The organism is Streptomyces sp. CB00316, assembly GCF_001905595.1.
In the GTDB taxonomy this organism is placed as follows: domain Bacteria; phylum Actinomycetota; class Actinomycetes; order Streptomycetales; family Streptomycetaceae; genus Streptomyces.
Map to the genome: position 1 here is coordinate 351057 of NZ_LIXI01000006.1, position 25709 is coordinate 376765.

23 protein-coding genes are annotated in these 25709 nt (G+C 71.2%); 4 read left to right on the forward strand and 19 right to left on the reverse strand.

The features are described from left to right. Window positions 1–119 precede the first annotated feature (119 nt). The 3 genes from AMK21_RS19860 to AMK21_RS19870 form a co-directional block, all read right to left on the reverse strand. Entirely contained in the window at window positions 120–1250 is a 1131-nt protein-coding gene (locus AMK21_RS19860; protein WP_073879720.1) for an LLM class flavin-dependent oxidoreductase, read from the reverse strand. Window positions 1251–1383: 133 nt separating this feature from the next. Further along, a complete protein-coding gene (locus tag AMK21_RS19865) occupies window positions 1384–2169 on the reverse strand; it encodes an SDR family NAD(P)-dependent oxidoreductase (protein WP_073879721.1) in 786 nt (261 codons plus the stop codon). 10 nt (window positions 2170–2179) lie between these two features. Continuing rightward, complete coding sequence (locus AMK21_RS19870) at window positions 2180–3088, reverse strand: TIGR03619 family F420-dependent LLM class oxidoreductase (protein ID WP_420712517.1); 909 nt, start codon at window positions 3086–3088, stop codon at window positions 2180–2182. A 486-nt stretch (window positions 3089–3574) separates the two neighbouring features. On the opposite strand from AMK21_RS19870, the gene AMK21_RS19875 reads away from it, so the two are divergent. Continuing rightward, a complete protein-coding gene (locus AMK21_RS19875) occupies window positions 3575–4879 on the forward strand; it encodes a peptidase (protein WP_073879723.1) in 1305 nt (434 codons plus the stop codon). A 261-nt stretch (window positions 4880–5140) separates the two neighbouring features. After that, window positions 5141–6691 carry a pectate lyase family protein gene (locus AMK21_RS19880; protein WP_073879726.1) on the forward strand — a complete coding sequence of 517 codons (1551 nt, stop codon included), beginning with the start codon at window positions 5141–5143 and terminating at the stop codon, window positions 6689–6691. A 116-nt stretch (window positions 6692–6807) separates the two neighbouring features. On the opposite strand, the gene AMK21_RS19885 is transcribed toward AMK21_RS19880, so the two are convergent. From AMK21_RS19885 to AMK21_RS19940, 12 genes are all read right to left on the reverse strand, one after another. Next, a complete protein-coding gene (locus tag AMK21_RS19885) occupies window positions 6808–7902 on the reverse strand; it encodes a pectinesterase family protein (RefSeq protein ID WP_073879728.1) in 1095 nt (364 codons plus the stop codon). 147 nt (window positions 7903–8049) lie between these two features. Further along, entirely contained in the window at window positions 8050–9420 is a 1371-nt protein-coding gene (locus AMK21_RS19890) for a pectate lyase family protein (RefSeq protein ID WP_073879730.1), read from the reverse strand. A gap of 118 nt (window positions 9421–9538) precedes the next feature. Then, window positions 9539–10375 (reverse strand): rhamnogalacturonan acetylesterase, encoded by an 837-nt coding sequence (locus AMK21_RS19895; RefSeq protein ID WP_073879732.1) that lies wholly within the window; start codon window positions 10373–10375, stop codon window positions 9539–9541. 133 nt (window positions 10376–10508) lie between these two features. Beyond that, window positions 10509–11846 carry an ABC transporter substrate-binding protein gene (locus AMK21_RS19900; RefSeq protein WP_073879734.1) on the reverse strand — a complete coding sequence of 446 codons (1338 nt, stop codon included), beginning with the start codon at window positions 11844–11846 and terminating at the stop codon, window positions 10509–10511. Continuing rightward, complete coding sequence (locus AMK21_RS19905) at window positions 11843–13435, reverse strand: glycoside hydrolase 43 family protein (protein ID WP_073879736.1); 1593 nt, start codon at window positions 13433–13435, stop codon at window positions 11843–11845. The genes AMK21_RS19900 and AMK21_RS19905 overlap by 4 nt, the downstream gene beginning before the upstream one ends. Continuing rightward, window positions 13432–14286: a PmoA family protein gene (locus AMK21_RS19910; protein WP_073879738.1), complete on the reverse strand. Its 855-nt coding sequence runs from the start codon at window positions 14284–14286 to the stop codon at window positions 13432–13434. Before AMK21_RS19910 ends, AMK21_RS19905 begins: the two co-directional genes overlap by 4 nt. Then, on the reverse strand, window positions 14283–15485 hold the full coding sequence (locus AMK21_RS19915) for a Gfo/Idh/MocA family protein (RefSeq protein ID WP_073879740.1): 1203 nt from the start codon (window positions 15483–15485) through the stop codon (window positions 14283–14285). The genes AMK21_RS19910 and AMK21_RS19915 overlap by 4 nt, the downstream gene beginning before the upstream one ends. Further along, a complete protein-coding gene (locus AMK21_RS19920; protein ID WP_073879742.1) occupies window positions 15482–16396 on the reverse strand; it encodes a carbohydrate ABC transporter permease in 915 nt (304 codons plus the stop codon). The genes AMK21_RS19915 and AMK21_RS19920 overlap by 4 nt, the downstream gene beginning before the upstream one ends. Further along, window positions 16393–17346 (reverse strand): carbohydrate ABC transporter permease, encoded by a 954-nt coding sequence (locus AMK21_RS19925; protein WP_073879744.1) that lies wholly within the window; start codon window positions 17344–17346, stop codon window positions 16393–16395. The genes AMK21_RS19920 and AMK21_RS19925 overlap by 4 nt, the downstream gene beginning before the upstream one ends. 173 nt (window positions 17347–17519) lie before the next feature. Beyond that, complete coding sequence (araD, locus tag AMK21_RS19930; RefSeq protein ID WP_073879746.1) at window positions 17520–19271, reverse strand: L-arabinonate dehydratase; 1752 nt, start codon at window positions 19269–19271, stop codon at window positions 17520–17522. Further along, complete coding sequence (locus tag AMK21_RS19935; protein WP_073879927.1) at window positions 19268–20170, reverse strand: dihydrodipicolinate synthase family protein; 903 nt, start codon at window positions 20168–20170, stop codon at window positions 19268–19270. Before AMK21_RS19935 ends, araD begins: the two co-directional genes overlap by 4 nt. Before the next feature lie 53 nt (window positions 20171–20223). Then, the gene (locus AMK21_RS19940) at window positions 20224–20880 is read right to left on the reverse strand and encodes a GntR family transcriptional regulator (protein WP_073879748.1); all 657 of its coding nucleotides are present in this window, start codon (window positions 20878–20880) and stop codon (window positions 20224–20226) included. Between the two features lie 355 nt (window positions 20881–21235). Between AMK21_RS19940 and AMK21_RS19945 the strand changes: the two genes are divergently transcribed. Continuing rightward, the gene (locus tag AMK21_RS19945) at window positions 21236–22045 is read left to right on the forward strand and encodes an NAD-dependent epimerase/dehydratase family protein (RefSeq protein WP_073879750.1); all 810 of its coding nucleotides are present in this window, start codon (window positions 21236–21238) and stop codon (window positions 22043–22045) included. Between the two features lie 106 nt (window positions 22046–22151). Here AMK21_RS19945 and AMK21_RS19950 read toward each other — a convergent pair whose 3' ends face one another. From AMK21_RS19950 to AMK21_RS19965, 4 genes are all read right to left on the reverse strand, one after another. Then, window positions 22152–22289, reverse strand: a complete 138-nt coding sequence (locus tag AMK21_RS19950) for a hypothetical protein (protein WP_234421991.1) — start codon at window positions 22287–22289, stop codon at window positions 22152–22154. A 99-nt stretch (window positions 22290–22388) separates the two neighbouring features. Next, entirely contained in the window at window positions 22389–22568 is a 180-nt protein-coding gene (locus AMK21_RS19955) for a DUF397 domain-containing protein (RefSeq protein ID WP_073879752.1), read from the reverse strand. Between the two features lie 357 nt (window positions 22569–22925). Then, window positions 22926–23768, reverse strand: coding sequence for a M23 family metallopeptidase (locus AMK21_RS19960; RefSeq protein WP_073879754.1), 843 nt, complete (start codon window positions 23766–23768; stop codon window positions 22926–22928). A 143-nt stretch (window positions 23769–23911) separates the two neighbouring features. After that, window positions 23912–24532: a TOPRIM nucleotidyl transferase/hydrolase domain-containing protein gene (locus AMK21_RS19965; RefSeq protein ID WP_073879756.1), complete on the reverse strand. Its 621-nt coding sequence runs from the start codon at window positions 24530–24532 to the stop codon at window positions 23912–23914. A 168-nt stretch (window positions 24533–24700) separates the two neighbouring features. Between AMK21_RS19965 and AMK21_RS19970 the strand changes: the two genes are divergently transcribed. Beyond that, window positions 24701–25519, forward strand: a complete 819-nt coding sequence (locus AMK21_RS19970; protein ID WP_073879757.1) for a class I SAM-dependent methyltransferase — start codon at window positions 24701–24703, stop codon at window positions 25517–25519. Window positions 25520–25709 lie beyond the last annotated feature (190 nt).

A 25709-nucleotide genomic window follows, 5' to 3' on the forward strand; every position in this document is an offset into this window, starting at 1 on the left:
CGGTGGGTTCCTTCTTCGGCTCGGGTGGGACAGCCGGGTTACGCACGCTCGGGCCGCGGTACGCACCCCGGCTCCTCGACCGCCGGAGGGGCTCGGTTCGTGCGGGCCCTGGCCCCTCTTCAGGCAGAGGTGGCAGAACCGCGGAACCGCGAGGTCCGATGCACCGGATCCGTGTCGATCCTCGGGATCACGTGCTCCCCGATCAACCGGATCGTCGTCATCGTGTCCTGCGGGCTGATCCCGATCGGCAGCCCGAAGCTCAGCTGATCCGCCCCCGCCTGATCCCACCGCCGGCACTGCTTCAGCACCTCGTCGGGATCCCCGCAGATCATCAGCTCCTCCGCGATGAGCAGCTCCACGATCTCCTCGGTGTACTCCGGCAGCAGCTGCGGCCACTCCGGGATCCCCTCCGGCCGCGGAAACGTGTCGTGGTAGCGGAACAGCAGCGACTGGAGGTAGTTCAGCCCGCCCCCCACCGCGATCCGCACCGCCTCCGCATGCGTCTCGGCGCAGATCGCCGTCGACGTCACCATCACGTTGTCGTTGACGAACGCCCCCACCGGCTCCGCGTCCTTGACCGCGTTCTTGTAGGACTCGACGACCCACTCCATGTCGGAGACCTTCTGCACGCTGAAGCCCAGCACCCCGAGCCCCTTCTTCCCCGCCATGGCGTACGAGGACGGCGACCCGGCCGCGTACCACATGGCCGGGTGGGCACCCCCGTACGGCTTCGGCAGGATCTTGCGCGGCGGGAGCGACCAGTGCTTGCCCTGGAAGCCGACGTACTCGTCCTGGAGCCACATCTTGGGGAACTCGGCGATCGTCTCCTCCCACAGCTCCTTCGTGTGGTTCATGTCGGTGATGCCCGGCATGAACCCGAGGATCTCGTGGCTGCCGGCCCCCCTCCCGGTGCCGAACTCGAAGCGTCCCTCGGAGAGATGGTCGAGCATGGCGACCTTCTCCGCGACCTTCACCGGGTGGTTGACGGGGGCGAGCGGGTTGAAGATGCCCGAGCCGAGGTGGATGCGGTCGGTGGCGTGCGCGAGGTAGCCGAGGTACACGTCGTTGGCGGAGAGGTGCGAGTACTCCTCCAGGAAGTGGTGCTCGGAGGCCCAGGCGTACTTGAAGCCGGACTTGTCCGCCTGGATGACGTACTCGGTCTCCTCGATCAGTGCCTTGTGCTCTGCCTCGGGGTCCACCCTTGCACGCGCGGCGGGCACGTACCCCTGAACAAAGAGCCCGAATTCCACGGAGGTTCACCGTCCTCAAGTTTTCCTGCCCAGGTCTCCGACGGCTTCTGACGCACCGTCAGATAGCGATGCGACCGACTGTTCCACCGCCGCCGCGACCCGTCAATAGCTGACGATCCGTCAGGTGGCGTGATCACAAGAGGCTGACCCCCGCCAGCCACCCCCCGTCGATGACGAACGGCTGCCCGGTGATGTACGAGGAGTCCTCGGCGGTGAGGAAGAGGGCCAGCGCGGCCACCTCCTCGGGCCGGCCGATCCGGCCCATCGGCACGAGCTTGCGGTAGTACGCGTCCAGCGCCGCGTCGGACCTGCCCAGGTCGGCGTCCGGATCCAGCAGGGCCGGGTTGCTCATCGCCGTGTCGACCGCCCCCGGGCAGATGGCGTTGACCCGGATGCCCTTGCCCGCCAGCTCCACGGCGGCGACCTTCGTGAGGCCGAGGACGGCGTGCTTGGTCGCGGCGTACGCGCCGACCAGCGCCATGCCCGTCAGACCGGTGTACGAGGACGTGTTGACGATCGTCCCGCCCCCCGCCGCCTCGATCTCCGGCGCGAGCGCACGGATCCCGAGGAACGCACCCGTCAGGTTGACCTGCACCACCTGCTGGAACTCCTCCAGCGGGGTGTTGACCAGCTCGTTGAAGCGGAGGATGCCCGCGTTGTTGATGAGCCCGTCGATCTTCCCGAAGGCGTCCCGGGCCACGCACACCGCCTCGGCCCACTCCTCCTCCCGCCCCACGTCGAGCCGCACGAACCGGGCGGTGGCCTCCCCCAACTCCTTCGCCAGCGCCTCCCCTCGCTCCACCAGCACATCGGCGATGACAACCCGCGCCCCCTCCGCCGCGAAGAGCCGCGCCTCCTGCTCACCCTGCCCGCGCGCCGCTCCGGTGACCAGGACGACCCGCCCGTCCAGCTTGCCCATGACGTTCTCCCTACAGGCTGAGATGAGGGGCCACGTCCGCTCCGAACGCCGCCATCTGATCGGTCAGTTCGTCGACACTCCGACTCCGGAACCGCACCTGGATCTGGTGCACGCCGATCGCCGCGTACTCCCGCAGCGACTCCGCCAGCCCCTCCGGCTTTCCGGCGAGGGTCCGCCGCCCTACGGGCCACCCGGGCTCACCGACGTACAGCGGCTCGGTGATCGCACCGATGACGATCGGCTCCCGGACCCCCGCCTCCTCCCGCAGGGCGTGCACCCGGGCGATCTGCACGGGCAGCCGGTTGCGGGCATCGCCCTGCGGGAGCCAGCCGTCACCCCGTACGGCCGCCCGGCGCACGGCGGCGGGCGAGGAGCCGCCCACCCAGATCGGCACCCGTTCCCGCGCGGGGCGGGGCAGCTGCCCGAGGCCGCCGAAGGAGAACCGTTCCCCGGCGAACTCCGGGTACTCCTCCGGCCCGAGCGCCGCCCGCAGGGCGTCGATGCTCTCGTCCAGCACGCCCCCGCGCCCGTCGAAGTCCGCCCCGACCGCCTCGAAATCCTCCCGTACGTGCCCGGCCCCGACGCCCAGGATCAGCCGTCCGCCGCTGAGGTGGTCGAGGGTGGCGTACTGCTTGGCGGTGATCAGCGGGTGGCGCAGCCCGAGGACGGCGACATGGCTCATCAGGAGCACGCGCCGGGTGACCCCGGCGAGGAACGCGAGCGTGGCGACGGGGTCGTACCAGACCGTCCCCATCCCCTCCGCGAGCCGGCGCGGGATGGCGATGTGATCGCAGCTCGCGAGGTAGGCGAAGCCGCCGCGGTCGGCGGCCCCGGCGATGCGGACGAGGTCGGCGGGGGTCGCCGCCGCCTCCCAGGGCTCGGCGTAGATGGCGCTCCGCGACTGGACCGGGAGCTGTATCCCGTACAGCAGCGGTCCGTCGGGGGACGGCAGCGGCGGTGGCGGTATCGGCACGGCGGCCTCCTTCCGTTCGCCCCCGGGGCACTCCCCGCTCCGGATGACGGCCGCCATCGTCGTACCTGACGGCTCATCAGACAAGGGGCGGAGGGAAGGGGGAGGGCATGGGCTCCCCCCGCGCGAACCCGAGGAAGACGTGAATGCGGGACTCCGGTTGAATGGGCGGGAAATGCGGGCGCACCGCCACCATCGATTCCCCCCTTCCCTTTCCCATGGTGTTGGTCACAGGAAAAGCGCAGACCCGGAGAGCAACTGCCCCTTTTCACTCTCTCTGTCTGCTGGCGATGACACCTTTCGGCCCGCACCGGCCGGGAAATACCCACCGTACGTTCGTACGTCCGCCATACCATCGCCACAGGCCACCCGTGTGATCCCTACAGCCGGGACGGCCGCTCCCCATTCTGCGTCCCGGACCAAAAAAGGGCTCAAGTGAAGATTCGCAGCATTCTCGCCACGGCCGTCGCCGTCGCCGTGACGACGCCTGCCGTCATGCTCTCCGTCACCCCCGCGTTCGCCGACACCAAGCCCGCCGCACAGACGCCGGCCAAGCCGACCGTCAAGGAGCTCGAAAAGGCGGCGGCCGAGGCGGAGAAGGCGTACGACGAGGCCGTCGCGGCCGAGAAGACCGCGTACGAGGCGGTGGAGGCGGCGATCTCCGACACCGCGCCCCTCACCGTGGCGGCCAAGGCCGCCCGGAAGGCCGCGGACGAAGCCGCCACCGCGAAGGCCACCGCCGACCAGGCGGTCACGGTCGCGCAGGCCGCACGCGACGCCCTGACCGAGGACAAGGACGCCAGCGACGAGGACAAGGCCGCCGCCGAGACGGCTCTCGCCGACGCCAAGACCGCCGCCGCGACGGCAGCGACGGCGGCGACGAGAGCCGAGGCCGAGTCCAAGGCCGCCACCAAGCTCGCGGACGACGCAAAGGCCGAGGCGTACAAGGCCCTCAGCAAGGCGCAGGACGCCACGAAGGAGGCGCTCGCCGCCAAGACGGCCGCCGACGCGGCCCTGGAGCGCGCCAAGCAGGAGGAAGAGGAGAACCCCGGCGGCGGGGCGTGCGTGGACGAGCCCGGCCTCACCACGGTCGTGAAGGGCTTCCCCTCCACGGTCACCGCCGGCACCGTCACCACCTTCTCGGTCCGGGTGGCCAACGGCACCGAGAAGGACATGGAGAAGGTCCTCACCTACGCGAGCGTCCACGCGACCGACAAGAGCGGCGCCAAGGACATCGCCAAGTACCTGAAGCTGAAGTGGTCGACCACCCAGTCCCCGAAGTGGCAGGCCCTCGACGGCGACCTCTACATCGACGCCATCGGCGCGCTGAAGCCCGGCGAGCAGGCCGACATCAAGCTGCGCCTGGACGTCGACGCCAAGACCCCGGCCGGACAGGGCCTCACCTTCATCGCGGGTGACTACTTCAACAAGGATGGCTCCTGCGGCCTGACGCCCGACGCCGCCGTCAACGAGTTCGACATCGAGGCGGCGGCCGGCAAGCCCGCCCCCAAGCCGACCCCCAAGCCCAGCACCAGCACCAGCGCCCCGGCCGCAGGCTCCGGGGTCACTCCGCAGGGCTCGGGTTCGAGCGTCCCGGTGATCACCACGAGCGGCACCCTCGCCGCGACCGGTTCGTCCGACGCCACCACGCAGCTCGCCCTCGCGAGCGGCGCGGCCGTGGCGCTCGGCGCCGGCGCGATGTTCCTCGTGCGCCGCCGCGGGGCGGGCGCCGACGCCTGAGGCGTACGAGCGCGACCAGGAGGGGCCCCATCGCTTCGCCGCGGTGGGGCCTCTCCGTCGTACGCGTCCGTCGTACGCGATTCAGGCGCTGCACACACCTTGCCAGAGCGGCTCACCCCTCTCTATCTTCACCAGGGGAAAGCGCTTTCTATCGTTGCCCCCTCCACGAGAACCACCTCCCGCACGCGGTCGTGCGAGGGAGCGCTCCCACATGTCATGAACGCAACAACCTTCCATCCGAAGACGAATGGGGAGACGAACATGAGACGACCAGTCGCACGGCGGCTGCAGGCCGCCGTCGCCACCCTGGCCCTCGCGGCCGCCACCGGAGTGGTGCTGACGTCGGCGCCCGCGGCCTCGGCGGCGACCGGCAGCGCCACCGGGTACGCCACCCAGAACGGCGGGACCACCGGCGGCGCCGGCGGGCAGACCGTGCGGGCCACCACCGGCACCCAGATACACGCGGCCCTGTGCGGACGGGCCAGCAGCAGCACCCCGATCGTCATCGAGGTCGAGGGCACCATCAACCACGGCAACACCACCAAAGTCTCCGGCAGCAGCTGCAACACGGCAGCGGGCGTGATCGAGATCAAGCAGGTCAGCAACGTCACGATCGTCGGCGTCGGCAGCGGCGCCGTCTTCGACCAGCTGGGCATCCACCTGCGCGAGGCCCGCAACATCATCATCCAGAACGTGACCGTCCGGAACGTCAAGAAGTCCGGCTCGCCCACCTCCAACGGCGGCGACGCCATCGGCATGGAGACGAACGTCCGCAACGTCTGGGTCGATCACACCACCCTGGAGGCCTCGGGCGGGGAGTCGGAGGGGTACGACGGCCTCTTCGACATGAAGGACAACACCCAGTACGTGACCCTCTCGTACAGCATCCTGCGCAACTCCGGCCGCGGCGGGCTCGTCGGATCCAGCGAGACCGAGCTGTCCAACGGCTTCATCACCTACCACCACAACCTGTACGAGAACATCGACTCCCGCGCCCCCCTGCTGCGCGGCGGCATCGCCCACATGTACAACAACCACTACGTCAGGCTCAACGAGTCCGGCATCAACTCGCGGGCCGGGGCACGCGCCAAGGTGGAGAACAACTACTTCAAGAACTCCAAGGACGTCCTCGGCACCTTCTACACCGACGCGGCCGGCTACTGGCAGGCCAGCGGCAACACGCTCGACAACGTGACCTGGTCCAGCCCCGGCAGTACGACCAACCCCGCCGGGCCCGAAATGAAGTCCACCACCACGGTCGCCATCCCCTACACCTACCGTGCCGACGCGGCCAGTTGCGTCCCGGACGTCGTGAGCCGGACGGCGGGCGCCGGCAAGGGGAACAGGGTCTCGGACGGCAACTGCTCCCCGCAGACACCGGCTCCGGGCCCGACCGACCCGACCCCGGGGCCCACCGACCCCACCCCCGGACCCACTCCCCCCACCGGCACCAACCTCAGCATCGGCGCCGGCTCCGACGGCTCCAGCAAGGCCGCCGGGACGAGCTACGGCGACCTCCGCGACGGCAGCATGACCACCTACTGGTCCCCCGCCGGCGCCACCGGCTCCGCCTCGATCAAGTGGGCCTCCGCCACCGCCGTCTCCTCGGTCCACATCCGCGAGGCAGCCGGCGCCACGGGCAACGTCAAGGCCTGGCGGCTCCTCAACGGTGACACCGGCGCCGTCCTGGCCTCCGGCAACGGTGCGGGGCCCATCGCCTTCCCCCGCACCTCCCTGCGCAAGATCACCTTCGAGATCACCAGCTCGTCCGGCACCCCGAGGATCGCCGAGTTCGAGACGTACGCGGGCTAGCGGCGAAGACCCCGCCCACCACCTTCCTCGACCCGCGTCCCCCACGTACGTTCCGGGAGACGCGGGTCGAGGCCGTCCGGTCGGCGAGCGCCGTCCGGACAACGGCCGCCGTCCGGTCAGCGGGCTTCGGACAGCCAGCGCGCCGGCGTGTGGGCGCGGGCCTCGGCGGCGGTGAGCTGCGGGCGGTTCGCGGGGACCGTGACCCGGGCGCCGGGACCGGTGTTGCGGTGCTCGGCGAAGCGCTGGTCCTGCCACGGGAAGCCCGCGGACATGGTGGCGTACGGCGTCACGGCGTCGATCCCCGGGCCGAGGTGGCTGTCCCGGACGGTCAGCATCGGGCGCGCGGTGAGGTCCGACGACGGCACCCAGGGGCGGGCCAGCTTGTAGTACGCGTCCGGGGCGGTGCTCGTGACCCGGGAGCGCAGGACCAGGAAGCCGTACGGGTTGGCCCCGGCGGTGCTCGGCGCGAAGACGAAGCCGTACGGGGCCGAGGCCAGGTCCGTGCGGGTGAGCGTACGGAAGTGGCAGCGGTCGAAGACGGCGCTCGCGCGGCCGAAGACGAAGTCGACGTCCCCCTCCACGTAGCAGTCGCGGTAGTAGTGGCGGGCGAACGAGGTGAGGGCGGGGGAGTCGGCGTACAGGGTGTCCTGGTGGCCGAGGAACCGGCAGCCGTAGAACGCCGAGCGGTCGCCCTGGACCTTGATGGCGACGGCCTGCGTGCCCGTGTACTCGGGGTTGTCGGAGCGCAGCCAGTCGTTGGCGAAGGTCAGGTCGCGGGCGGTGAACCCGGCCGCCCGGACGGTGACGGAGGCCGATCCGCTGGTCCCCAGGGTTCCGGACCCGTCGGGCTTCGGCGTGCCCGCCGCGTTGCCGTACACGAGCACGGTGTCCCGGGCGTCGCCGCTCGCGCCGATCAGGGTGAGCCCCTCGCGGGCGGCCCCGACGAGGACCGTCGCCCGGTACACCCCGGGGGCGATCACGAGGGTGCGCCCGGTGCCGGTCGCCGCGTCGACGGCGGACTGTACGTCGGCGTGGTCGCCCCGGCCGTACGGGTCGACGTACAGCGTGCGGGGGTCCCGGCGCCGGGCCGGTGAGCCGTGGCGGCCGAAGGGGCGGGGGTGCGCGGTGCGGGCCCGGGCGGCGGGCGCGCCGAGGGTGAGGGCGGCGGTGGTTCCGGCGAACAGGGCGAGAGCGGTGCGCCTGCTGGGCATGGGTCTCCTCGGAGTGAGCGGCGAAAGGCCGGAGCGGCGCTCTCCGGGATGGTGGAAAGCATGCGGTGCCGCTCCGGCCGGTTCAGGGACGTGTCGGTTCAGGGACGCGCCGGTTCAGGGGCGCGCCGGTTCACCAGGTGCGGGCTCTCAGTGGCCGGACGACGCCTTGCCCGCCCCGGCCTTGAGCGCCACGAGCACCGGCACGACCAGCGGGTGGTGGACCGCCGTCCGCAGCCGGGGCGTCCAGCCGGCGCCCTCCGTGAGGTGCTCGCCGGGCACACCCGCGTTGTGCACGGCGATCAGGTCGGTCTTCTGGCCGTTGACGTAGTTGTTCCCGGCCGTGAGCGAGGACTCCGACCACTTCTTCAGGATCGTCGCCCGGTCGACCTCCCTCGTGAGCGTGAACGCGTTGTGCTCGGCCACCAGTTGGGACTCGGCGCCGATGCCGTACGTGTAGCCGTACGCGCTTCCCGTCGTCGCGACGAAGTGGTTGTTGTACGAGTCGACCTGGCCGAACCGCACGCGCGGCGCCCGCTCCTTGACGTCCTTGAAGAGGTTGTGGTGGAGGGTGACACGGAGCTTGCCCCGGTCGCTGGCGCCCGCACCGTCGCTGTTGCCGATGAGCATGGTCTTGTCGTGGTCCTTGAGGACGTTCCACGAGACGGTGACCAGGTCGGCGCCGCGCACGATGTCGAAGAGCCCGTCGTGCTGCTGGTAGACCTGGCCGAAGTAGTGGGGCTGGTCGGCGTCGGGCCGGCCGCCGTCGCTGAAGGTGTTGTGGTCGACCCAGACATGACGGGAGCCGTACACGACGAGGTTGTCGTACTCCGCGTTCCAGGCGCCCCCGGCCCCGTCCGTGGGGTCCCACTGGGGGAAGCAGTCGTAGGTGTCCTCGAAGGTGATGTTGCGGATGATGACGTTGGAGACGTCTCTCACCTGGAGCCCGGCCCCGATGATCTTCGGGTCCTTCCCCACGCCGATCAGGGTGGTGTTGGAGGGGACCTTGATGTTGACGGCCGCCGCCTGCTTCTTCGCGGAGGCGACGCGAGCGTCCTCCAGCGGGCCCGAGGGGACCGCGTCCCGGCCCCAGACCTCGGGGTCGTAGGCGGCGAGGTACTTCTCCAGCGTGTAGCCGCCGGTCTGGTACCGCTCGCAGCCGATCGGTGTGCCGGCGGCGTCGGAGTTGCCGTGCACGGTGCCGGAGACCCTGACGATCTTCGGCGCGTCGCCCGCCTCCGCGAAGGCGGCGATGAGCTCGGCCCGGTTGGTCACGGTGTAGACGTGGGCGGGGGTGGCGTCGGCGCCGCCGGTGGTGGAACCCTCGGCGGCGGCCCAGCCGTCCCCGGCGGGCAGAACGGCGCGCTCGACGCCGGTGCTGTGGTGGGTTCCCCGGTGGCTTCCCTGGTGCAGCGGGTGCGGGGTGGCCTGGGCCGGGGCGCTCATGACGAGGGCCAGCGAGGCGCAGCCCAGGACCACGGCGATGGCGCGGGTGCGGGTGTGGCGCGTGCGTGCGGGCATGACGAATCCTTCTCTGTCGTCGAGGAGAAAAGGGAGGGAGGAAGGCGGGAGGAAGGTGGGAGGAAGGTGGGAAGGAAGGCGGGCAGGAAGGCGGGCAGGAAGGCGGGAAGCGCGGCTGTCAGGCCGTCGCCGGCCAGCTGATCCACTCCGCCGGGACCGGTTCGTCCAGGCGGCGGAGATCGCGGGCGGCGAGCACGCCCTCATCCCGCAGGGCGCGGGCCGTCATCCGGGCCACCTCGACGGCGCCCACCGGCCTGAAGTGGGTGTTGTCCTGGACGCCGTCGGGGTGGTTGGGCGATTCACCCGGCTCCAGCCACAGGAAGTACGGCTCGGTGCCGTCCGGGCCGAGCTCCTGCCAGCGGGCGAGGGAGTGCGCCTGGAGGTCGAGCAGCGGAACGCCCTCCTCCACCGCCAGGGCGCGCATCGCCGCCGGGTACGCGCCGAGGCTGGGCCGGGCGGTGCCGTCGGCGGCGAACCGGCGGCGCTCGACCGAGGTGACCAGCACCGGCCGCGCGCGCCGTGCGCGGGCGCCCTTCACGTACTGGCGCAGGTACTCCTGATAGGTGGTGTACGGGTCCGTCCCGCGGGCCGGGTCCTCGGTCTTCTGGTCGTTGTGGCCGAACTGGACGAGGACGAGATCGCCGGGGCGGACCTCGGCGAGGAGCGCGGCGAGGCGGCCTTCGTCGATGAAGCTCTTCGAACTGCGGCCGTTCACCGCGTGGTTGGCGACCCTGAGGCGCGGGGCGAGGAAGAAGGGGAGCGCCATGCCCCACCCCGTCTCGGGCGCGGCGGAGGCGGGTTTCGGGGCGGCCGTGGAGTCGCCGGCGATGTGGACCGTACGGGGGCGGGGCCCGCCTCCCCCGCCCCCGCCGCCGTGGGCGAGCGCGGGGGTGGCGGCGAGGGCGAGGGGCAGGGTGAGCAGAGCGGTGGCGGTCTGTCTACGGGTGAGTGACACGGGAGGGGCTGCCTCTCTCGGGGAGGTGCACACGTGCTCGGGAGAGGGACCGGCGGCGGAGCGCGACCCGGACCGCCGCCGGTCCCCCGTCATGGGGAGGGGGACCAGCGGGACACGGCGGACGGCTGCCGGGTCAGCCGTTGCCGATCTCCTTCCACTCCTTGTTGGCGGCGTTCAGCTCCTCGGCCATGCCGTCCAGGAACGCCTTGGCCGTGATCTTGCCGAGCAGCACCTTCTGGAACTCCGGCTCGTTGTCGGCCTTGCTGATGTTGTTCCAGTCGGGCAGGTAGTACGGCAGGTCGACGATCTTCGTGGAGCCGTCGGTCAGGGTCTTCGCTGCCAGCGCGGTCGACTCGGCCTCGTTGATCCACGGGTCCTTCGCCGCTTCGGTGTTGGCCGGGATGGCACCGGCCGACTCGTTCCACTTGCTGTTGGACTCGTGGGAGGCGGCGAACTCGATGAACTTCCAGGCCGCGGTCTTGTTCCGGCTCGACCGGAAGAGGCCGAGACCGTCGACGGGGTTGGAGACCTGTACGCGGGTGCCACCGTCCCCGATGGGGGCGGGGATGCCAGCGAACTTGTCCTCGCCGAGGGCCTTGAGGTGGTCCTGGTAGGAGCCGAGGTTGTGGCTGAGCATGCCGATCGTGCCGGTGTCCCACTGGGCCACCATCTTGGTGAAGTCGTTGTTGACGTCGGCCGCGGGCGTGGTCCGCTTGTACAGCCCCGCGTACTTCTCCAGCGCGGCCACGTTCCTGGGGTCGTTGAGCGTGGTCCTGTCACCGTCCCAGAACTCGGTGATGCCGGACTGCCCGTAGATCGCGTCCAGCGCCTGGGCGATGGAACCGGCGCCGCCGCGGATCGTGTAGCCGAACTTGTTGTTCTTGGCGTCGGTGAGCTTGTCGGCCGCCGTGTAGAACTTGGCCCAGGTGTCGGGGGCTTCGAGCCCGGCCCGGTCGAACAGGTCGGTGCGGTACCAGAGCACGCCGTTGTTCGCGGACGTCGGTACGGAGTAGATGTCGTCGCCCCGGCCGGCCGCCGCGCGGACGCTCTCGACCATGGACTCGACGAGCTTGCCCTGGAGCGCCGAGCCCTCCAACCGCTCGTTGACCGGCTCCAGGGCTTCCTGCGACACGATGTTGGCCAGGTAGGCCGTGCCGACCCCGCCCACGTCGGGCAGCCCGCCGCCCGCGATGGCGGTGTCGTACTTGGACTGGACGTCGGCGATCGGGACCGGGACGTACTTGACCTTGATGTCCGGGTTCTGCTTCTCGAAGTCCTTGATGATCTCGGTCCAGATGGCGGTGCGCGGACCACCGTTGTTGTCCCAGAAGGTGATCTCGCCCTTCCCGCTGCCTTCCGTGCCGGACCCGCTGCCGTCGTCGCCGCACGCGGTGGCCGTCAGCGCGAGCACTGCGGTGAGGGAGACAGCGGCGGCCGCGCCGCGCCCCCGCTGTGTCTTCGAGATGTTCATCGTCGGCTCTTCTCTGTGGTGAGGTTTCTGCTGCGGAATGCGGTGAAACGACCCGTTCCTGCGGGGCCTGTTCCGGCGGGGCCCGTCCCGGCCGGTGCGGTGGCGAAGAGGCCGAGGAGGGCCCCGACCCAGCGCCAGGGGGTGGCGGCGAAGACCGGGCCCGAGGGCCGGAACCCGTCGCCGGTGTCGGCGGAGAACCGGCAGCGCGCACCCGCCGTGACCTCGACGCGCAGCCGGGCCCGTCCACCGGGGGACGCGCGGGGCTCGGCCGCGTCCCGTTCCCGTAGGGCGACGCTTTCGGCGAAGCGGTGCACAAGGAGCGGCGTCCCGTCCGCCCCGGCCTCCAGACCGATCCAGCTGAAGGCGTCCCCGAGCACGGCGAGCCCGGCCTTGGCCCCCGGCTCGTCGCTGTCCAGCGCGAGGTCCACCTCGACGGTGAACTCCTCGGCGGGCAGGCGCTGGACCAGAACGCTGGGCAGCAGCCGCAGGTCGTGCGCGTACGCCGTCCGTACGCAGGTGAGCCGCAGCCCGTCTTCCCCAGGCGCCCCTCCGACCCAGCCGGGGTCGGGGTTGGCCGTCCACTGCCACTGCCTGCCGGGCCGGCCGCCGGGGAAGTCGTCGTCGACGGCGGGTGCCGTCACCGCCTGCTCGGGGGCGGCCGGCTTGGTGTGCACGGAGACGGGTTCGCCAGCGTCGCCGATGACGGGCCAGCCCTCGGCGTCCCAGCGCATCGGCTGGAGGTGGACGACCCTCCCGTACGCTCCCCGCGCCTGGAAGTGCAGGAACCAGTCCTCCCCCGCGGCCGTCCGCACCCAGGCGCCCTGGTGGGGGCCGTTGACGCCGGTACGGCCTTGGGCGAGGACGACGCGTTCCTCGTACGGGCCGGAGAACTCGCGCGACCGGAAGGCGCCCTGCCAGCCGGTCTCCACTCCCCCGGCCGGGGCGAAGATCCAGAAGTGGCCGTCATGGCGGTAGAGCTTGGGGCCTTCGAGGGTGAACCAGCCGGGGAGCTGGTCACCGTCCACCAACGTCGCTCCCGCGTCGAGCAGTTCGCGGCCGTCCGGGCTCATCCGGTGGCCGGTGAGGCGGTTCTTGATGCCGGAGCGGGACTTGGCCCAGGCGTGCACGAGGTAGGCCTCGCCGGTCTCCTCGTCCCACAGGGGGCAGGCGTCGATGAGCCCCTGGCCCGCCTTGAGCAGGTGCGGCGCACTCCAAGGGCCTTCGACGCGCGGGGCGTTGACCTGCTGGATACCGTGGTCGGGGTCGCCCCAGAAGATCCAGAACCGTCCGCCGTGGTGGCGCAGCGAGGGGGCCCAGACGCCGCGGTCGTGGCGGGGGGCGGCAAAGTCGGCGGCGGGTTCGAGCCGGTCCAGCGCGTGCCCGACGAGCGTCCAGTTGACCAGGTCGCGGGAGTGCAGGAGCGGCAGGCCGGGGGCGCGGCCGAAGCTGGACGCGGTGAGGTAGTGGTCGTCGCCGACGCGGACGACATCGGGGTCGGACCAGTCGGCGTTCAGGACGGGGTTGCGGTAGGTGCCGTCACCGAGGTCGGCGGTCCAGGGGCGGCCCCCGGCCTGACCGCGCCGGCTCACCGGGTCACCGCCGCGCGCGCGTACCCGGCAGCGGTCGCCCGGTCCAGCGCGCCGTCCGCGACGACGGTGATGATCCGGCGTACGACGGAGGACCCGGCGGGCACCGGCAGCCGCTCCTTGGCCGCGAGGGAGGAGCCGACGCCCGGGTACTCGGCCGTCCGCACGAACCACGGGTCGCGCCGGGTCTCCTCGGTCGCCCCCACGAACACGAGGGTCCAGCCGGTCCCGGCGAGGGCCAGCCAGTCGGCCGTACGACCGTGGACCTCCCCCTCGCCCTCACGCGTGGCGGTGAACACGGTGGGAGCGGCGGCCTCCTTGGGGGCGCGCCAGAAGAATCCGCCGTACCCGGCTCCCGGGCGGCCGTTGGTGGCGGGGCTGCCGATGGAGAGGTCCGTGTCCCCGTGGTTGGTGAGCACGAAGGAGAGGTCCAGCTCCCAGGCGCGACCGTCGATCCGGGTCGCGGTGACCGTCCGGTGCTCGCGCAGGAGTTCACCGCCCGCCGCCTCCCAGCCCAGCTCCTGGGTGAAGCCGTCCGGGCTGCGGTGCGGGCGGGCGAGGTGGCGCTGGACGCCGTGGTTGTCGAGCGCGGTGGGGCCCCGGCCCCGTACGAAGGTGCGGCCGCCCCAGAAGTTGTACCCGGCCACATCGGGCACGGCGACCGAGACGCCCAGGTGGTGGACGTGGTCGGCCGGGCGCTCCTCGGTGACGGTGACCCCGCCGAGGGTGGTCACGGGGTGGAGGCGGGGGCGGTCGGCCGCGCCGGGCCCGTAGCCGTAGTGCGCGACGGTGGTGGTGCCGCAGGCGAGGGTGGCGGGGAGGTCGGGGAACGGGGCCGTGGCGTGGCCGGTCATGGGGTGGCACCCGCACTCACCCGGGCCCAGGGGGCGCCCAGCTCGGAGAAGAGGCTGAGGGACTCGGCCCCGGCGGCGACCAGGGCGTCGATGCCGGGGACGACCCGCCGTGCCCCGCCGCCGGGCCCGTCGTACCGGGTCGCCCAGGCGCCGGCGGGCAGCGGTACGGGCTCGGGGGCCGTACGCACGGCTTCGACGACCCGCATGAACGCCCCCGTGCACGCGGGCGGCGCCAGGAGCGGCGTGCCGTGCTCCAGGTGGTCGGCGAGGTTCTCCAGGAGGTCGGTCCGGCCGTGGACCGTCTCCTCGGGGCCGTGTCCGGCGCGCTGGAGAAGGACACGGTCCTGCTTGTACCAGAAGGTGATCCGGCCCCGCTCGCCGTGGACCATGACGTACGGCTCCCCGGCCTGTTCGGCGCAGAGGGTGACGGCGACGGTGACGGGCAGCCCGTCGGTGGTGGTGATCCGAACGCTGCTGGTGTCGTCCGCCTCGATGTCGTTGGCCCGGAAGAGCTCGGCCTCGATGGACGCCACGTCCTCGGCCCTTCCCGCGCAGGCGAGTTCGAGCGCGGTGGCCACGGCGTGCGCCAGCGGGTTGGTGAGGACGCCGTCGACCACGTCCGTGGCCCCGAGCCTGCGCCGCCCGGCCCACGGTGCCCGCCGGTAGTAGGCGTCGTCGCGGACCCACGCCCCGGCTGCGCCGATGCCGGTGACGTTGCCGATGGCTCCGGTGCGTACGAGCTCGCGGATGACGGGCAGGGCGTGCGACCCGAACGACTGGAACCCCACCTGGCAGGCGACGCCGGCCTGCCGGACCCCTTCGGTCATGCGCGCGTAGTCGGCCCAGGTCGCGGCGGGCGGCTTCTCCAGCAGGAGGTGGACGCCGCGGGCGGCGGCGGTCAGGGCCAGGTCGGTGTGGGTCTGGATGGGGGTGCAGATGATGGCGGCCCGGGCTCCGGTGGAGGCGAGGAGCGCGGCGAAGTCGTCGGACTGCTCGGGCGGTTCGTGACCACCGGAGACGGCACCGAAACCGGAGTCGGCGAGCTCTTGCGTGCTCAGCGGCTCCAGCTCGCAGATCCCGGCCAGCCTGACCCGGCCCAGGTGCTGGAGCCGGCGGAGGTTGGCGAGGTGCCAGCGTCCGTGCCCCCGGGCACCGGCCAGGACGACGGGGACGGGAGCGGTCGTACGCGTCGCGGTCATCCCTTCACCGCCCCGGCGCTGAAGCCCGTGATCAGCCACTTCTGGATGAAGGCGAAGACGATCACCACGGGCACCGCCGCGATGACCCCGCCCGCCGCGAGCGCGCCCAGGTCGACGCTGTCCGCGCCGATCAGGGTGTTGAGGCCGACCGGGATCGTCTGCTTGTCCTGCTCGCTCAGGAACATCAGCGCGAACAGGAAGTGGTTCCAGCTGTGGACGAAGGCGAAGGAGCCGACCGCGATCAGCCCGGGCCGCAGCAGCGGCAGCACGACCGTGCGGAAGGCGGTGAAGCGCGAGCAGCCGTCGACCCAGGCGGCCTCCTCCAGGGAGACCGGGACGTTCTTGATGAACCCGCTGATCAGGATGATCGACAGCGGGAGCTGGAAGACCGTCTCCGCGATGACGACGCTCCCCAGCGAGTTGATCATCTGGAGGTTCCGGAAGATCTCGAAGAGCGGCACGAGCATCAGCGCGCCCGGGATGAACTGCGAGCAGAGCAGCGCCAGCATGAACGCGCCCTTGATCTTGAAGTCGAACCGGGCGAGCGCGTAGCCGCCCGCCAGGGCGACCACGGTCGTGGCGATGAGGGTCGCGACCCCGACGATCATGCTGTTCTGGAAGAAGACGGCGAAGCTGCGCTCGTTCCAGACCTTGGAGAAGTGCACGCCGGTCATCGGCCAGGGCACCAGCGAGGTGGAGCCGGCGGGCCGTACGGCGAACAGCAGCATCCAGTAGAACGGGATGAGCGTGAACAGCAGGTAGAGGCCGAGCGGCAGATAGATCTGCCACCGCGGTACGTCGTCGAAGGCGCGCTCACGCGCGGCGCGGCGGCGCGAGGAGGGCGGCGGGGGCGTGCTGTGGGACGCGGTCCGCTGGGCGGTGCCGCGCTTCTCCGTGAGTACGACGCTCACTTGTGGTCGCCTCCGAACTTGCTCAGGCGCAGATACGCGATCGAACAGAAGAGGAGGATCACGAAGGCGACGGTGGTGAGCGCGGAGGCGTACCCGAAGTCGTGGCCCTCGATCCCGGTGTTGGCGACGTAGAGCGGCAGGGTGGTGGTCACCCCGGCGGGCCCGCCGCCGGTGAGGGTGTAGAGGAGGTCGACGTTGTTGAACTCCCAGACGCCGCGCAGCAGGGTGGCGAGGATGATCGCGTCCCGCAGGTGCGGCAGCGTGATGTGGAAGAACTGCCGCAGCCGGCCCGCCCCGTCGACGGACGCCGCCTCGTACAGCTCCTTGGAGACGGACTGGAGGTCGGCGAGGATGAGGATCGCGAAGAAGGGGACCCCGCGCCAGAGTTCGGTGACGGTGGCCGCCCAGAAGACGGTCCCGGTGTCCGAGAGGACCGAGGTGCCGTACTCGCCGATCCCGGCGTCGGCGAGGTAACGGCTGAAGCCGGTCGAGGAGTTGTAGAGCAGGATCCAGATGGTGCTGGTCAGCACACCGGAGACGGCCCAGGGCGAGAAGACCATGGCGCGGGAGATGCCGCGCCCGATGAAGGTCTGGTTGACGATCAGGGCGAGCGCGAGGCCGAGGAGCAGTTGCAGCGTGACCTGGGTGAAGACCCACTGGGCGCTGAAGCCGAGCGCCGGCCAGAACTGGTCGTCCTCGGTGAAGATCCGCCGGAAGTTGTCGAGCCCGGCGAAGCCGTTCCGCCACGGCTTGGTGACGTTGTAGTTCTGCAGGCTGTAGTAGAAGACGCTGATCACCGGGTAGGCGATGAAGCCCAGCATCAGCAGGCCCGCGGGCGCGATCAGCAGATACGGCAGGCGGCGGGGGCTCGCCGAACGGCGCCGGGGCGCCTTGGGCGCCTCGGTCGGCGGGGGCTGCGGCGGTGTGGCCACGGCTGCGGATGGGGCCATGACGCGTCTCCGATCTCTGGGAAGTGCTGGGGGCGCTTCTCTGCGAAGTGCTGGGTGCGCTGGGTGCGTTGCCTGCGCCCGTCGGCCTCGCAAGGATGAAAGCGCTTGCTACAGGTCACAGGCCACTGAGCGGCCCGGGGCCGGGGCCCGGGCACTGCGGTCTGCGGGCCGGCTCAGCCCGCGTACGGGTCGGGAACCTCTCCCTCCCGGGCCAGGAACGCGAAGTCGCATCCGGTGTCGGCCTGGCTGATCTGCTCCTGGTACAGCGCCCCGTACCCGCGTCCGTAGCGGGCGGGCGGCGGGGACCAGGCGGCCCGGCGCCGCTCCAGCTCCCCCTCGTCCACGTCGAGCCGCAGGAGCCGGGCCTCGACGTCGAGGGTGATCAGGTCGCCGGTGCGGACCAGGGCCAGCGGCCCGCCGACGAAGGACTCGGGCGCGATGTGCAGGACGCAGGCCCCGTAACTGGTGCCGCTCATCCGGGCGTCGGAGATCCGCACCATGTCCCGTACACCCTGCTTCAGCAGGTTGTCCGGGATCGGCAGCATGCCGTACTCGGGCATGCCGGGTCCGCCCTGGGGCCCCGCGTTGCGCAGCACCAGCACATGGTCCGGAGTGAGGGCCAGAGCTGGGTCGTTGATCGTGCGCTGGAGCTCCTGGTAGTCGTCGAAGACGACGGCGGGCCCGGTGTGGCGCAGCAGGTGCGGCTCGGCGGCGATGTGCTTGATGACCGCGCCGTCGGGGCAGAGGTTGCCGCGCAGGACCGCCACCCCGCCCTCCTCGGCCAGCGGGTCGCGACGTTCCCGGATGACGCGGGCGTTGTGGACGGCCGCCCCGTCGAGCTGTTCGCGCAGGGTGGCGTGCGCGACCGTGGGACGGTCCAGGTGGAGTACGTCGGTGAGCCGGCCGAGGAAGCCGGGCAGGCCGCCCGCGAAGTGGAAGTCCTCCATCAGGTACCGCCCGCCGGGGCGGAGATCGGCGAGGACGGGCACCGTACGGGCGATCCGGTCGAAGTCGTCGAGCGTGAGCTTCACACCGGAGCGGCCCGCCATGGCGATCAGGTGGATCACGGCGTTGGTGGAGCCGCCGAGCGCGAGAACGGTGGCGACGGCGTCCTCGTACGCCTCGGGGGTGAGGATCTGCGACAACGTCCTCTGCCGCCACACGAGTTCCACGATGCGCAGCCCCGAGGCGGCCGCCATCCGCTCGTGCCCGGAGTCGACGGCCGGGATGGACGAGGCGCCCGGCATGGTGACGCCCAGCACCTCGGCGGCGGCCGTCAGGGTGGAGGCGGTGCCCATCGTCATGCAGTGGCCGGCGGAGCGGGCGAGGCCGTTCTCCAGCTCGCCCATCTCGCAGTCGCCGATGAGCCCGGCGCGCCGCTCGTCCCAGTACTTCCACATGTCCGTGCCGGAGCCGAGGATCTCGTTGCGCCAGTGCCCCGGCAGCATCGGCCCGGCGGGCACGAAGACGGTCGGCAGGTCCACCGACGCGGCGCCCATCAGCAGGGCGGGCGTCGACTTGTCGCAGCCGCCGAGCAGCACGGCCCCGTCGACCGGGTAGGAGCGCAGCAGCTCCTCGGTCTCCATGGCGAGCAGGTTGCGGTAGAGCATCGGGGTCGGCTTCTGGAAGGTCTCCGAGAGCGTGGAGACCGGGAACTCCAGCGGGAACCCGCCCGCCTGCCAGACCCCCCGCTTGACCGCCTGAGCACGTTCGCGCAGGTGGGAGTGGCAGGGGTTGATGTCGGACCAGGTGTTGAGGACGGCGATGACCGGCTTGCCGAGGTGCTCCTCGGGGAGGTAGCCGAGCTGGCGGGTGCGGGCGCGGTGGCTGAAGGAGCGCAGGCCGTCGGTGCCGTACCACTGGTGGCTGCGCAGCTCCTCGGCCGCGATGAGGCGGCCTTCACGTCCCGTCCGGTCGTCTGTCACAGGGACCACTCCGCTATCTGCTCGGCGACCTCGGCGCGCCGGTGCTCGGGCAGGACCCGGCTCGGTGCGCGGACGTCGCGACGGCAGAGGCCCAGGGCGGAGAGAGCCTCCTTGACGACGGTGACGTTGTTGGCGGACTGCTCCTCGGCACGGAGCTCCTCGAAGCGGCGGATGCGCTCCCACACCTTCATGGCAGCCACGTAGTCCCCGGCGCGCAGCGCTTCCAGCATGTCGAGGGAGACGGCCGGGGCGACGTTGACGAGCCCGGAGGTGAAGCCGGTGGCGCCGGTGGCGAAGTAGGAGGGGGCGTACAGCTCGGCGAGACCCGCGACCCAGACGAACCGTTCCAGTCCGGCGTCCCGGGCGAAGGCGCCGAAGCGGGCCGCGTCGGGGACGGCGTACTTCACGCCGATGACGTTGGGGCAGCTGTCGGCCAGCTCACCGAGCCGCTCCCCCGCGAGCTGCGGGTTGCGGATGTACGGGACGACGCCCAGCCCCGGAACGGCCTCGGCGATGGCCCGGTGGTAGTCGACCCACCCCTCCTGGGCGACGTAGGGGTGGACCGGCTGGTGGACCATCACCATGGCCGCTCCGGCCCCGGCGGCGTGCTCGGCGGCGGCGACCGCGGTCGGCACGTCGTGGCCGACGCCCACCAGGACGGTGGCGCGCCCGGCGGCCTCCTCGGCGGTCAGCTCGGTGACCAGGCGCCGCTCGTCGGGGGTGAGGGCGTAGAACTCCCCGGTGTTGCCGTTCGGGGTGACGATGCGGACGCCGCCGTCCAGCAGTCTGCGCGTCAGGGCGCGGTGGGTAGCGGTGTCGATGGTGCCGTCCTCGGCGAACGGGGTCACCGGGATCGCCACCACGTCTGCGAGGGCCGCCTTCAGCTCAGAGAAGTCCATGCGGACCGGCCTTTCGTCGGGTTGCTGGTGGTGGTGCGTGTCCAGCAGACGGTTCACGCCGTGCCACCCCCGTCTTCGTCGTCGGGGAAGGCACGGCGTACGAACGATGCGATGTGGTGGTGCAGAGCCCCTGCGGCGGCCTCCGCGTCCTCGGCGAGCGCGAGCCGCAGGATCTCCCGGTGCTCGGCCGCCTCGCGCTCCCAGGACGGGACCGCCGACCAGGCCACGGTGGACACGAGGGCCGCCTGGTCGCGGACCTCGTCGAGCATCCGGGAGAGCAGGGGGTTGCCGCAGGGCAGGTACAGGGCACGGTGGAAGTCCCGGTTGGCCAGCGACCGATCGGCTGTGTCGTCCGCCAAGTCGGCCCGCTCCAGGGCTTCCTGGGCGGCCTCCAGCGAGGCCTTCCGGTTGACGGACCGGCGCAGCGCCTCCGGTTCGAGCAGGAGGCGTACGTCGTACACCTCCCGGGCCATGGTCGCGTCGACGAGCCGTACGGTGACGCCCTTGTACTGGCTCATCACCACGAGCCCCGTACCCGCGAGGGTCTTGAGCGCCTCCCGGACGGGCGTCTTCGACACCCCGAACTGCGCGGCGAGTTCCGTCTCCACCAGCGCCTGTCCCGGTCTCAGCTGCGCGGTGAGGATGGCGTGCTTGATGGCCTCCAGCACGTACTGGGTCCGGGACGGGATCGGGGCAGGGGCGAAGGTCATGGGTGACGGGCTCTCACATCTCGCGTATCGCGTCTCATATATGACGTACGAAGTACGACGCGATGAAGCTAGAGCGGCCCGGAATGTTTCGTCAACGCTTCGGACCGAAGAACTTTCCAGACGGGCGGGGCACTTGACGCGGTCGCGCGGGCTCCTTAGCTTGTCCACGCATGTGAATGCAATCCAAGGGTTTGAAACGCGGGTGGCTGCGGGCAGCGTTCTCAACCCGGGCACCCCCCGGGCGACGCCCGCCGGAACGCCCCCCTTGAACGCCCCCTGAGCGCCCGGCACCGCACTCGTCCCGTCCCGCCCTGCCCGCCCCGCCCCCGGCACTCCGCATCGAGGAGATCCCCTTATGCCCGCTCCGCGCACCATCCTGCTGACCGGCGCCGCCGGCGGCCTGGGCACCCTGATGCGAGGCCTGCTGCCCGCGTACGGATACGATCTCCGGCTCCTGGACCTGGTACCGATCGAGGACGAACCGGAAGCGATCACCGCCGACTTGGCGGACCGTAAGGCACTGCGCGAGGCGGTACGCGGGGTGGACGCGGTGATCCACCTGGCAGGCATCTCCCTGGAATCGACCTTCGACAAGATCCTGCGGGCGAACATCGAGGGCACGTACAACCTCTACGAGGCCGCGCGCGAGGAGGGCGTCGCCCGCATGGTGTCCGCATCCTCGAACCACGCGATCGGCTACACCCCGCGCCCGCGACCCGGCGACCCGCTGATCCCCATCGACACCCCGCACCGCCCGGACACCTTCTACGGCCTGTCGAAGTCCTTCGGCGAGGACCTGGCACAGCTCTACTGGGACAAGCACGGCGTCGAGACCGTCTCGGTACGGATCGGGAGCTGCTTCCCGGAGCCCACCTCGGTACGGATGCTGTCGGTCTGGATGAGCCCCGGCGACGGCGCCCGCCTCTTCCACGCGGCCCTGACCGCCGAGGCGGTCGGCCACACGGTGGCCTACGGCTCCTCCGCCAACACCCGCCTGTGGTGGGACCTGACGACGGCACGCGCCCTCGGCTACGACCCGCAGGACGACTCGGAGCCGTACGCGGCCAAGCTGGTGGCCGAGCAGGGCGAACTGGACCCGGCGAACCCGGCACACGCGGGGATCGGCGGCCACTTCGTCACGGACCCGCCCATCTGGCCGCACTGAGGCGGCGGCGCACGACTGGTCCCTGCGCGGCCCGTTGACCGATGCCAGAGCACTGACCAGCGTCACCCAAGGCATGAGCTTGTTGTTCAAGGACTCTGCTTGATCATCAGGCCCATGCGTTGAAGAGCGTTCCGCCCAGCGTGGTGATGCCGTAGGAGCGGATCTGGCGCCACTCACCCTTTGTAAGCACCGAGGTGTCCACGTCGGAGAGGGGTGTGGCGAGCTGCTCGGTACTCAGAACCACGAAGCCTGCTTCAGCGAAGGTAGAGGCCCACGGCGGAGGGGGGAAAAACTCCTCTGAGTGGTAGACGGGCCGCCGACCGTGGCGGCGGCCGGTTCGGAATCAGTCCGCCTTCGCCTCGAAGGCCCGAGCAACCGCCCAGGTGTCCTCGACTGCATGGCGGCCGGAGGGAAGGGCAGCGTGTTCGATGCAGCCGTTGTCCGAGCCGCCGTACGTGCTCTTGTTCCAGGACGCACCCTCGAATTCGGGATCTACAGCTCGGGAAGCCGCGTTCTCGATCACGATCTGGTTTCCTCGATGAACTCGCGAATGTACTGGCTGAGCGCCGTCGGCGACAGGGCCTCGCGCGGCTGCTGGGTACCTCCTCGCCCGGGCCGGACGCGCCCGGCGCCGACGCCGTACGGGATCTGCGGGCGCAGGCCTTCCCCGCTGCCAGGGGAGGCGGGGCCCTCGACGTCTCCCGTGCGTGAGGAGGCGCCGGACGTACCGGAGTCGGGAGCCGTCGACGCTCGTACGGCCCCGCGGCTGATCGGGGCGCTGCGGTTCCGAGCCCGCGGAGGTGCGCCCGTGCGCCGCCGACCGTGCACGGGAAGGAAGCCGCCGCGTCCCTCCCGCGCACGGGGTCATGGGGGGTGCCGGTCAGCAGTTCGGGATCACGGTGCCGTTGTTGTCGCGGGCCTCGTCATTGCCCCAGCGGGAGAGGTAGTACGCGGAGACGTAGGCGTTGCGGCCGTTCTTGCCCGCGTAGACGCTGTCCAGGTCGGTGCGCAGCCACCAGTGGTTGAACTGGGTCGCCGTACCGACGCGTGCGCCCCACACCTTGCAGTAGACGTAGTTCGTGCCGGCGTTGAGGATGCCCTGCGCGTCGGCTGTGTTGGGAGCCGCGTAGCCGGTGGCGTTGGCGAAGGTGTCGACCCAGAACTTGCCGCCGCCACCGCAACCGTTGTCGCTGGTCAGGTATTTGGCGTAGTACGAGCCCGGATAGGGGCTCAGCGACTGGCCGTTGATGACGATGTTCTGGCCGACGCCGTTGAGGAGCTGCTCGTAGTGGATGTGGGCGCCGGAGCTGTTGCCGGTGGACCCGGTGGTGCCGATCTGCCGGCCCTGGCCGACCTGCACCCCGTTGGCGACGGAGAAGGCGTTGAGGTGGAAGTAGTAGGTCTGCCAGCCGCCGCCGTGGTCGATGGAGATGTAGTTGCCCGCACCGCCGGGCTGGGAATGGCGGTAGGCAGTGCCGGGGGCGGAGGCGAGGACCGGGGAGCCGGCGGTGGCGCCGCCGTCGGTGCGGACGAAGTCGAGAGCCCGTCTGACCTCGGCGGAGTGGTGGCTGTAGGTCCACTGCTGGCCGCAGGCATAAGGCGCCTTGAAGTTGGGCGCGGCGGCGGCGGGGGACGCGGTGGCGGTGACGGTGAGCAGCCCGCCGAGGAGGGCCAGCAGGGCTAGGAGGCTCGTACGCGTACGTATTCGGGGAGAGCGGCGCATGGGCGGGGGAATCCTCCGGGTCGACAACCGTGCAGTGGGGTGCGGGTGTGCGGAGTGCCGTGGAATCTACGCGAGTTGAACGAAGTCCAGAGTGCCGCAATCCGGGTCCGGTGGACAGACCGCGTGTCCTGGGAGCCTCGGGCTCAGAGGTCGGCGAACAGACCGTCGAGCGGGGCGGGGACCTGGTAGGCGTCGAGGGCTTCGACGAGGACGCGGCCGTAGTGAATCTTGCGTCCCTTCTTCGTACCGAGAAAGCGCCTCAACTGCTGCTGCGGGGAACGGCCTTGCTGGGCGGGCTGCCGCAGGAATATCTGGAGCGCGCGCAGGTCGCCCTCCGCCTGGACGAGCTGCTCCACCCGCGCCACGCCGAGGGCGCGGATCAGCTCCTCCTCCAGATCGGCCGCGCAGACGAAGAACTCCTGCTCCGCCGCCGCCCCGGCCCGCTCCCACCCCCGCTCGTAGAAGCCGCGCTCCCGCTCGTCGCAGAGGCCCGTGAGGCGGATGCCCAGTCCGGAGGGCCCGAGGAGACCGGCGAAGCGGGCGACGCTCATCGCGCCGCCCATCGGAAGTACGCAGACCCCCTCGGCGGCGAGGTCCCGGCCTCGGCTCTCGGCCAGCGCGTTGACGGCTGCGGCGTCGCTGGCGCCTTCGAGAAGGACGGCGGTCCGTACGGGGAGCTGCTCGGCCAGCTCGCGGGCGGGGTCGCCGGGCCCGCCGGCGGCCCATGCGGTGACCGCCTCACGGAACGCGCTCATGTCAGCCATGGGACGAGTCTCGGCTCTCTCCGGCCGGTACGGTGGCGAATTTCCGCCGACACGGAGAAGCCGACGGGTGTCGGCGGGTATCTCAGAGATCACGTCCGCACAGTACGGAGCGGACCAGGTGCCGCGAATCCGCAGACCGGGGGTGCGGGACCACGTAGGTTCGCGTCCATGACGACCGCATCGCAGGAGTCCTTCCTGCGGACCTTCCACGCCGAGCGCCCCGCAGTGACAGCGGATGCCTTCGGTGGCGCCCGGGCGGCGGACGGACGCTCCAGCTACGAGATCCTGAGCGACCGGGTCACCGGCCACAGGCGCGTACTGGATCTCGGCTGCGGTGACGGCCTGCTGCTGGAGGTCCTGGCCCGGACCGGGGGGCGCCGGCTCGCGGGCGTGGACCTCTCGCCCGAAGCCGTGGCACTCGCACGACGCCGACCGGGACTGGGTGCCGCGACGGTGGTGGAGAGCCGCGCCCAGGCTCTTCCCTTCGCCGACGACAGCTTCGACGCCTGCGTGTCCCACATGGCGCTGATGCTGATGGGGGACGTCGAACAGGTCGTCGCGGAAGTCGTCCGCGTGCTGTCTCCCGGATCCACGCTGGCCTGCGTGATCGGAGGCGGGGCGGTGGGCGGCGAGGCGTACGGCCTGTTCCTCGGGCTGCTGAGAGCGGTGATCAGGGAAGCGCCTGCCGCGCAGCGGGTGCCCGTGCTGGGGGACGAACGGACACGGAGCCGGGAGGGGCTCGCCGGCCTCCTCGGACCGGCGGGCTTCACGCCGGTCGACTGGGAGACCGTCGCCATCGACCTGAGCGGCCCTCCTGAGCAGGTGTGGGCCGCCCTGTCCGGCGTCTACGACATGGGCCCGCTCGATCCGCGTACCGTCACGTCACTGCGGGAGACGTTCCTCGCCCGGGCGGAAGGGCTGGCGATGCCGAACGGGCTCGTGCCTTGCGGAATGAAGGTCCATGTCGTGACAGCCCGCCTACGGTGACGCGATGGAGACCACAGCCCTCGAGTTCACGGCCGTCGCCTTCCCGAGAACTTTCACGCTCCGCCTCCGACGCTCCGGGCCAGGCGCTCGAGGCGTTGCCCCTTACAGCACGTCCTCAGGTTTCCGTGTCGGCATAAGCCGGGTCACGCAGGGGCCGCGGCGCCCCGGCGCCGGGGATGGGCGGGAGGAA

Bases quoted from the DNA above. Each gene is read 5' to 3' on its own strand.
- AMK21_RS19865 (WP_073879721.1), bottom strand. From the start codon at position 2,169: ATGGGCAAGCTGGACGGGCGGGTCGTCCTGGTCACCGGAGCGGCGCGC.
- AMK21_RS19880 (WP_073879726.1), top strand. From the start codon at position 5,141: ATGAGACGACCAGTCGCACGGCGGCTGCAGGCCGCCGTCGCCACCCTG.
- AMK21_RS19885 (WP_073879728.1), bottom strand. From the start codon at position 7,902: ATGCCCAGCAGGCGCACCGCTCTCGCCCTGTTCGCCGGAACCACCGCC.
- AMK21_RS19890 (WP_073879730.1), bottom strand. From the start codon at position 9,420: ATGCCCGCACGCACGCGCCACACCCGCACCCGCGCCATCGCCGTGGTC.
- AMK21_RS19900 (WP_073879734.1), bottom strand. From the start codon at position 11,846: ATGAACATCTCGAAGACACAGCGGGGGCGCGGCGCGGCCGCCGCTGTC.
- AMK21_RS19910 (WP_073879738.1), bottom strand. From the start codon at position 14,286: ATGACCGGCCACGCCACGGCCCCGTTCCCCGACCTCCCCGCCACCCTC.
- AMK21_RS19915 (WP_073879740.1), bottom strand. From the start codon at position 15,485: ATGACCGCGACGCGTACGACCGCTCCCGTCCCCGTCGTCCTGGCCGGT.
- AMK21_RS19925 (WP_073879744.1), bottom strand. From the start codon at position 17,346: ATGGCCCCATCCGCAGCCGTGGCCACACCGCCGCAGCCCCCGCCGACC.
- AMK21_RS19935 (WP_073879927.1), bottom strand. From the start codon at position 20,170: ATGGACTTCTCTGAGCTGAAGGCGGCCCTCGCAGACGTGGTGGCGATC.
- AMK21_RS19940 (WP_073879748.1), bottom strand. From the start codon at position 20,880: ATGACCTTCGCCCCTGCCCCGATCCCGTCCCGGACCCAGTACGTGCTG.
- AMK21_RS19945 (WP_073879750.1), top strand. From the start codon at position 21,236: ATGCCCGCTCCGCGCACCATCCTGCTGACCGGCGCCGCCGGCGGCCTG.
- AMK21_RS19960 (WP_073879754.1), bottom strand. From the start codon at position 23,768: ATGCGCCGCTCTCCCCGAATACGTACGCGTACGAGCCTCCTAGCCCTG.
- AMK21_RS19965 (WP_073879756.1), bottom strand. From the start codon at position 24,532: ATGGCTGACATGAGCGCGTTCCGTGAGGCGGTCACCGCATGGGCCGCC.
- AMK21_RS19970 (WP_073879757.1), top strand. From the start codon at position 24,701: ATGACGACCGCATCGCAGGAGTCCTTCCTGCGGACCTTCCACGCCGAG.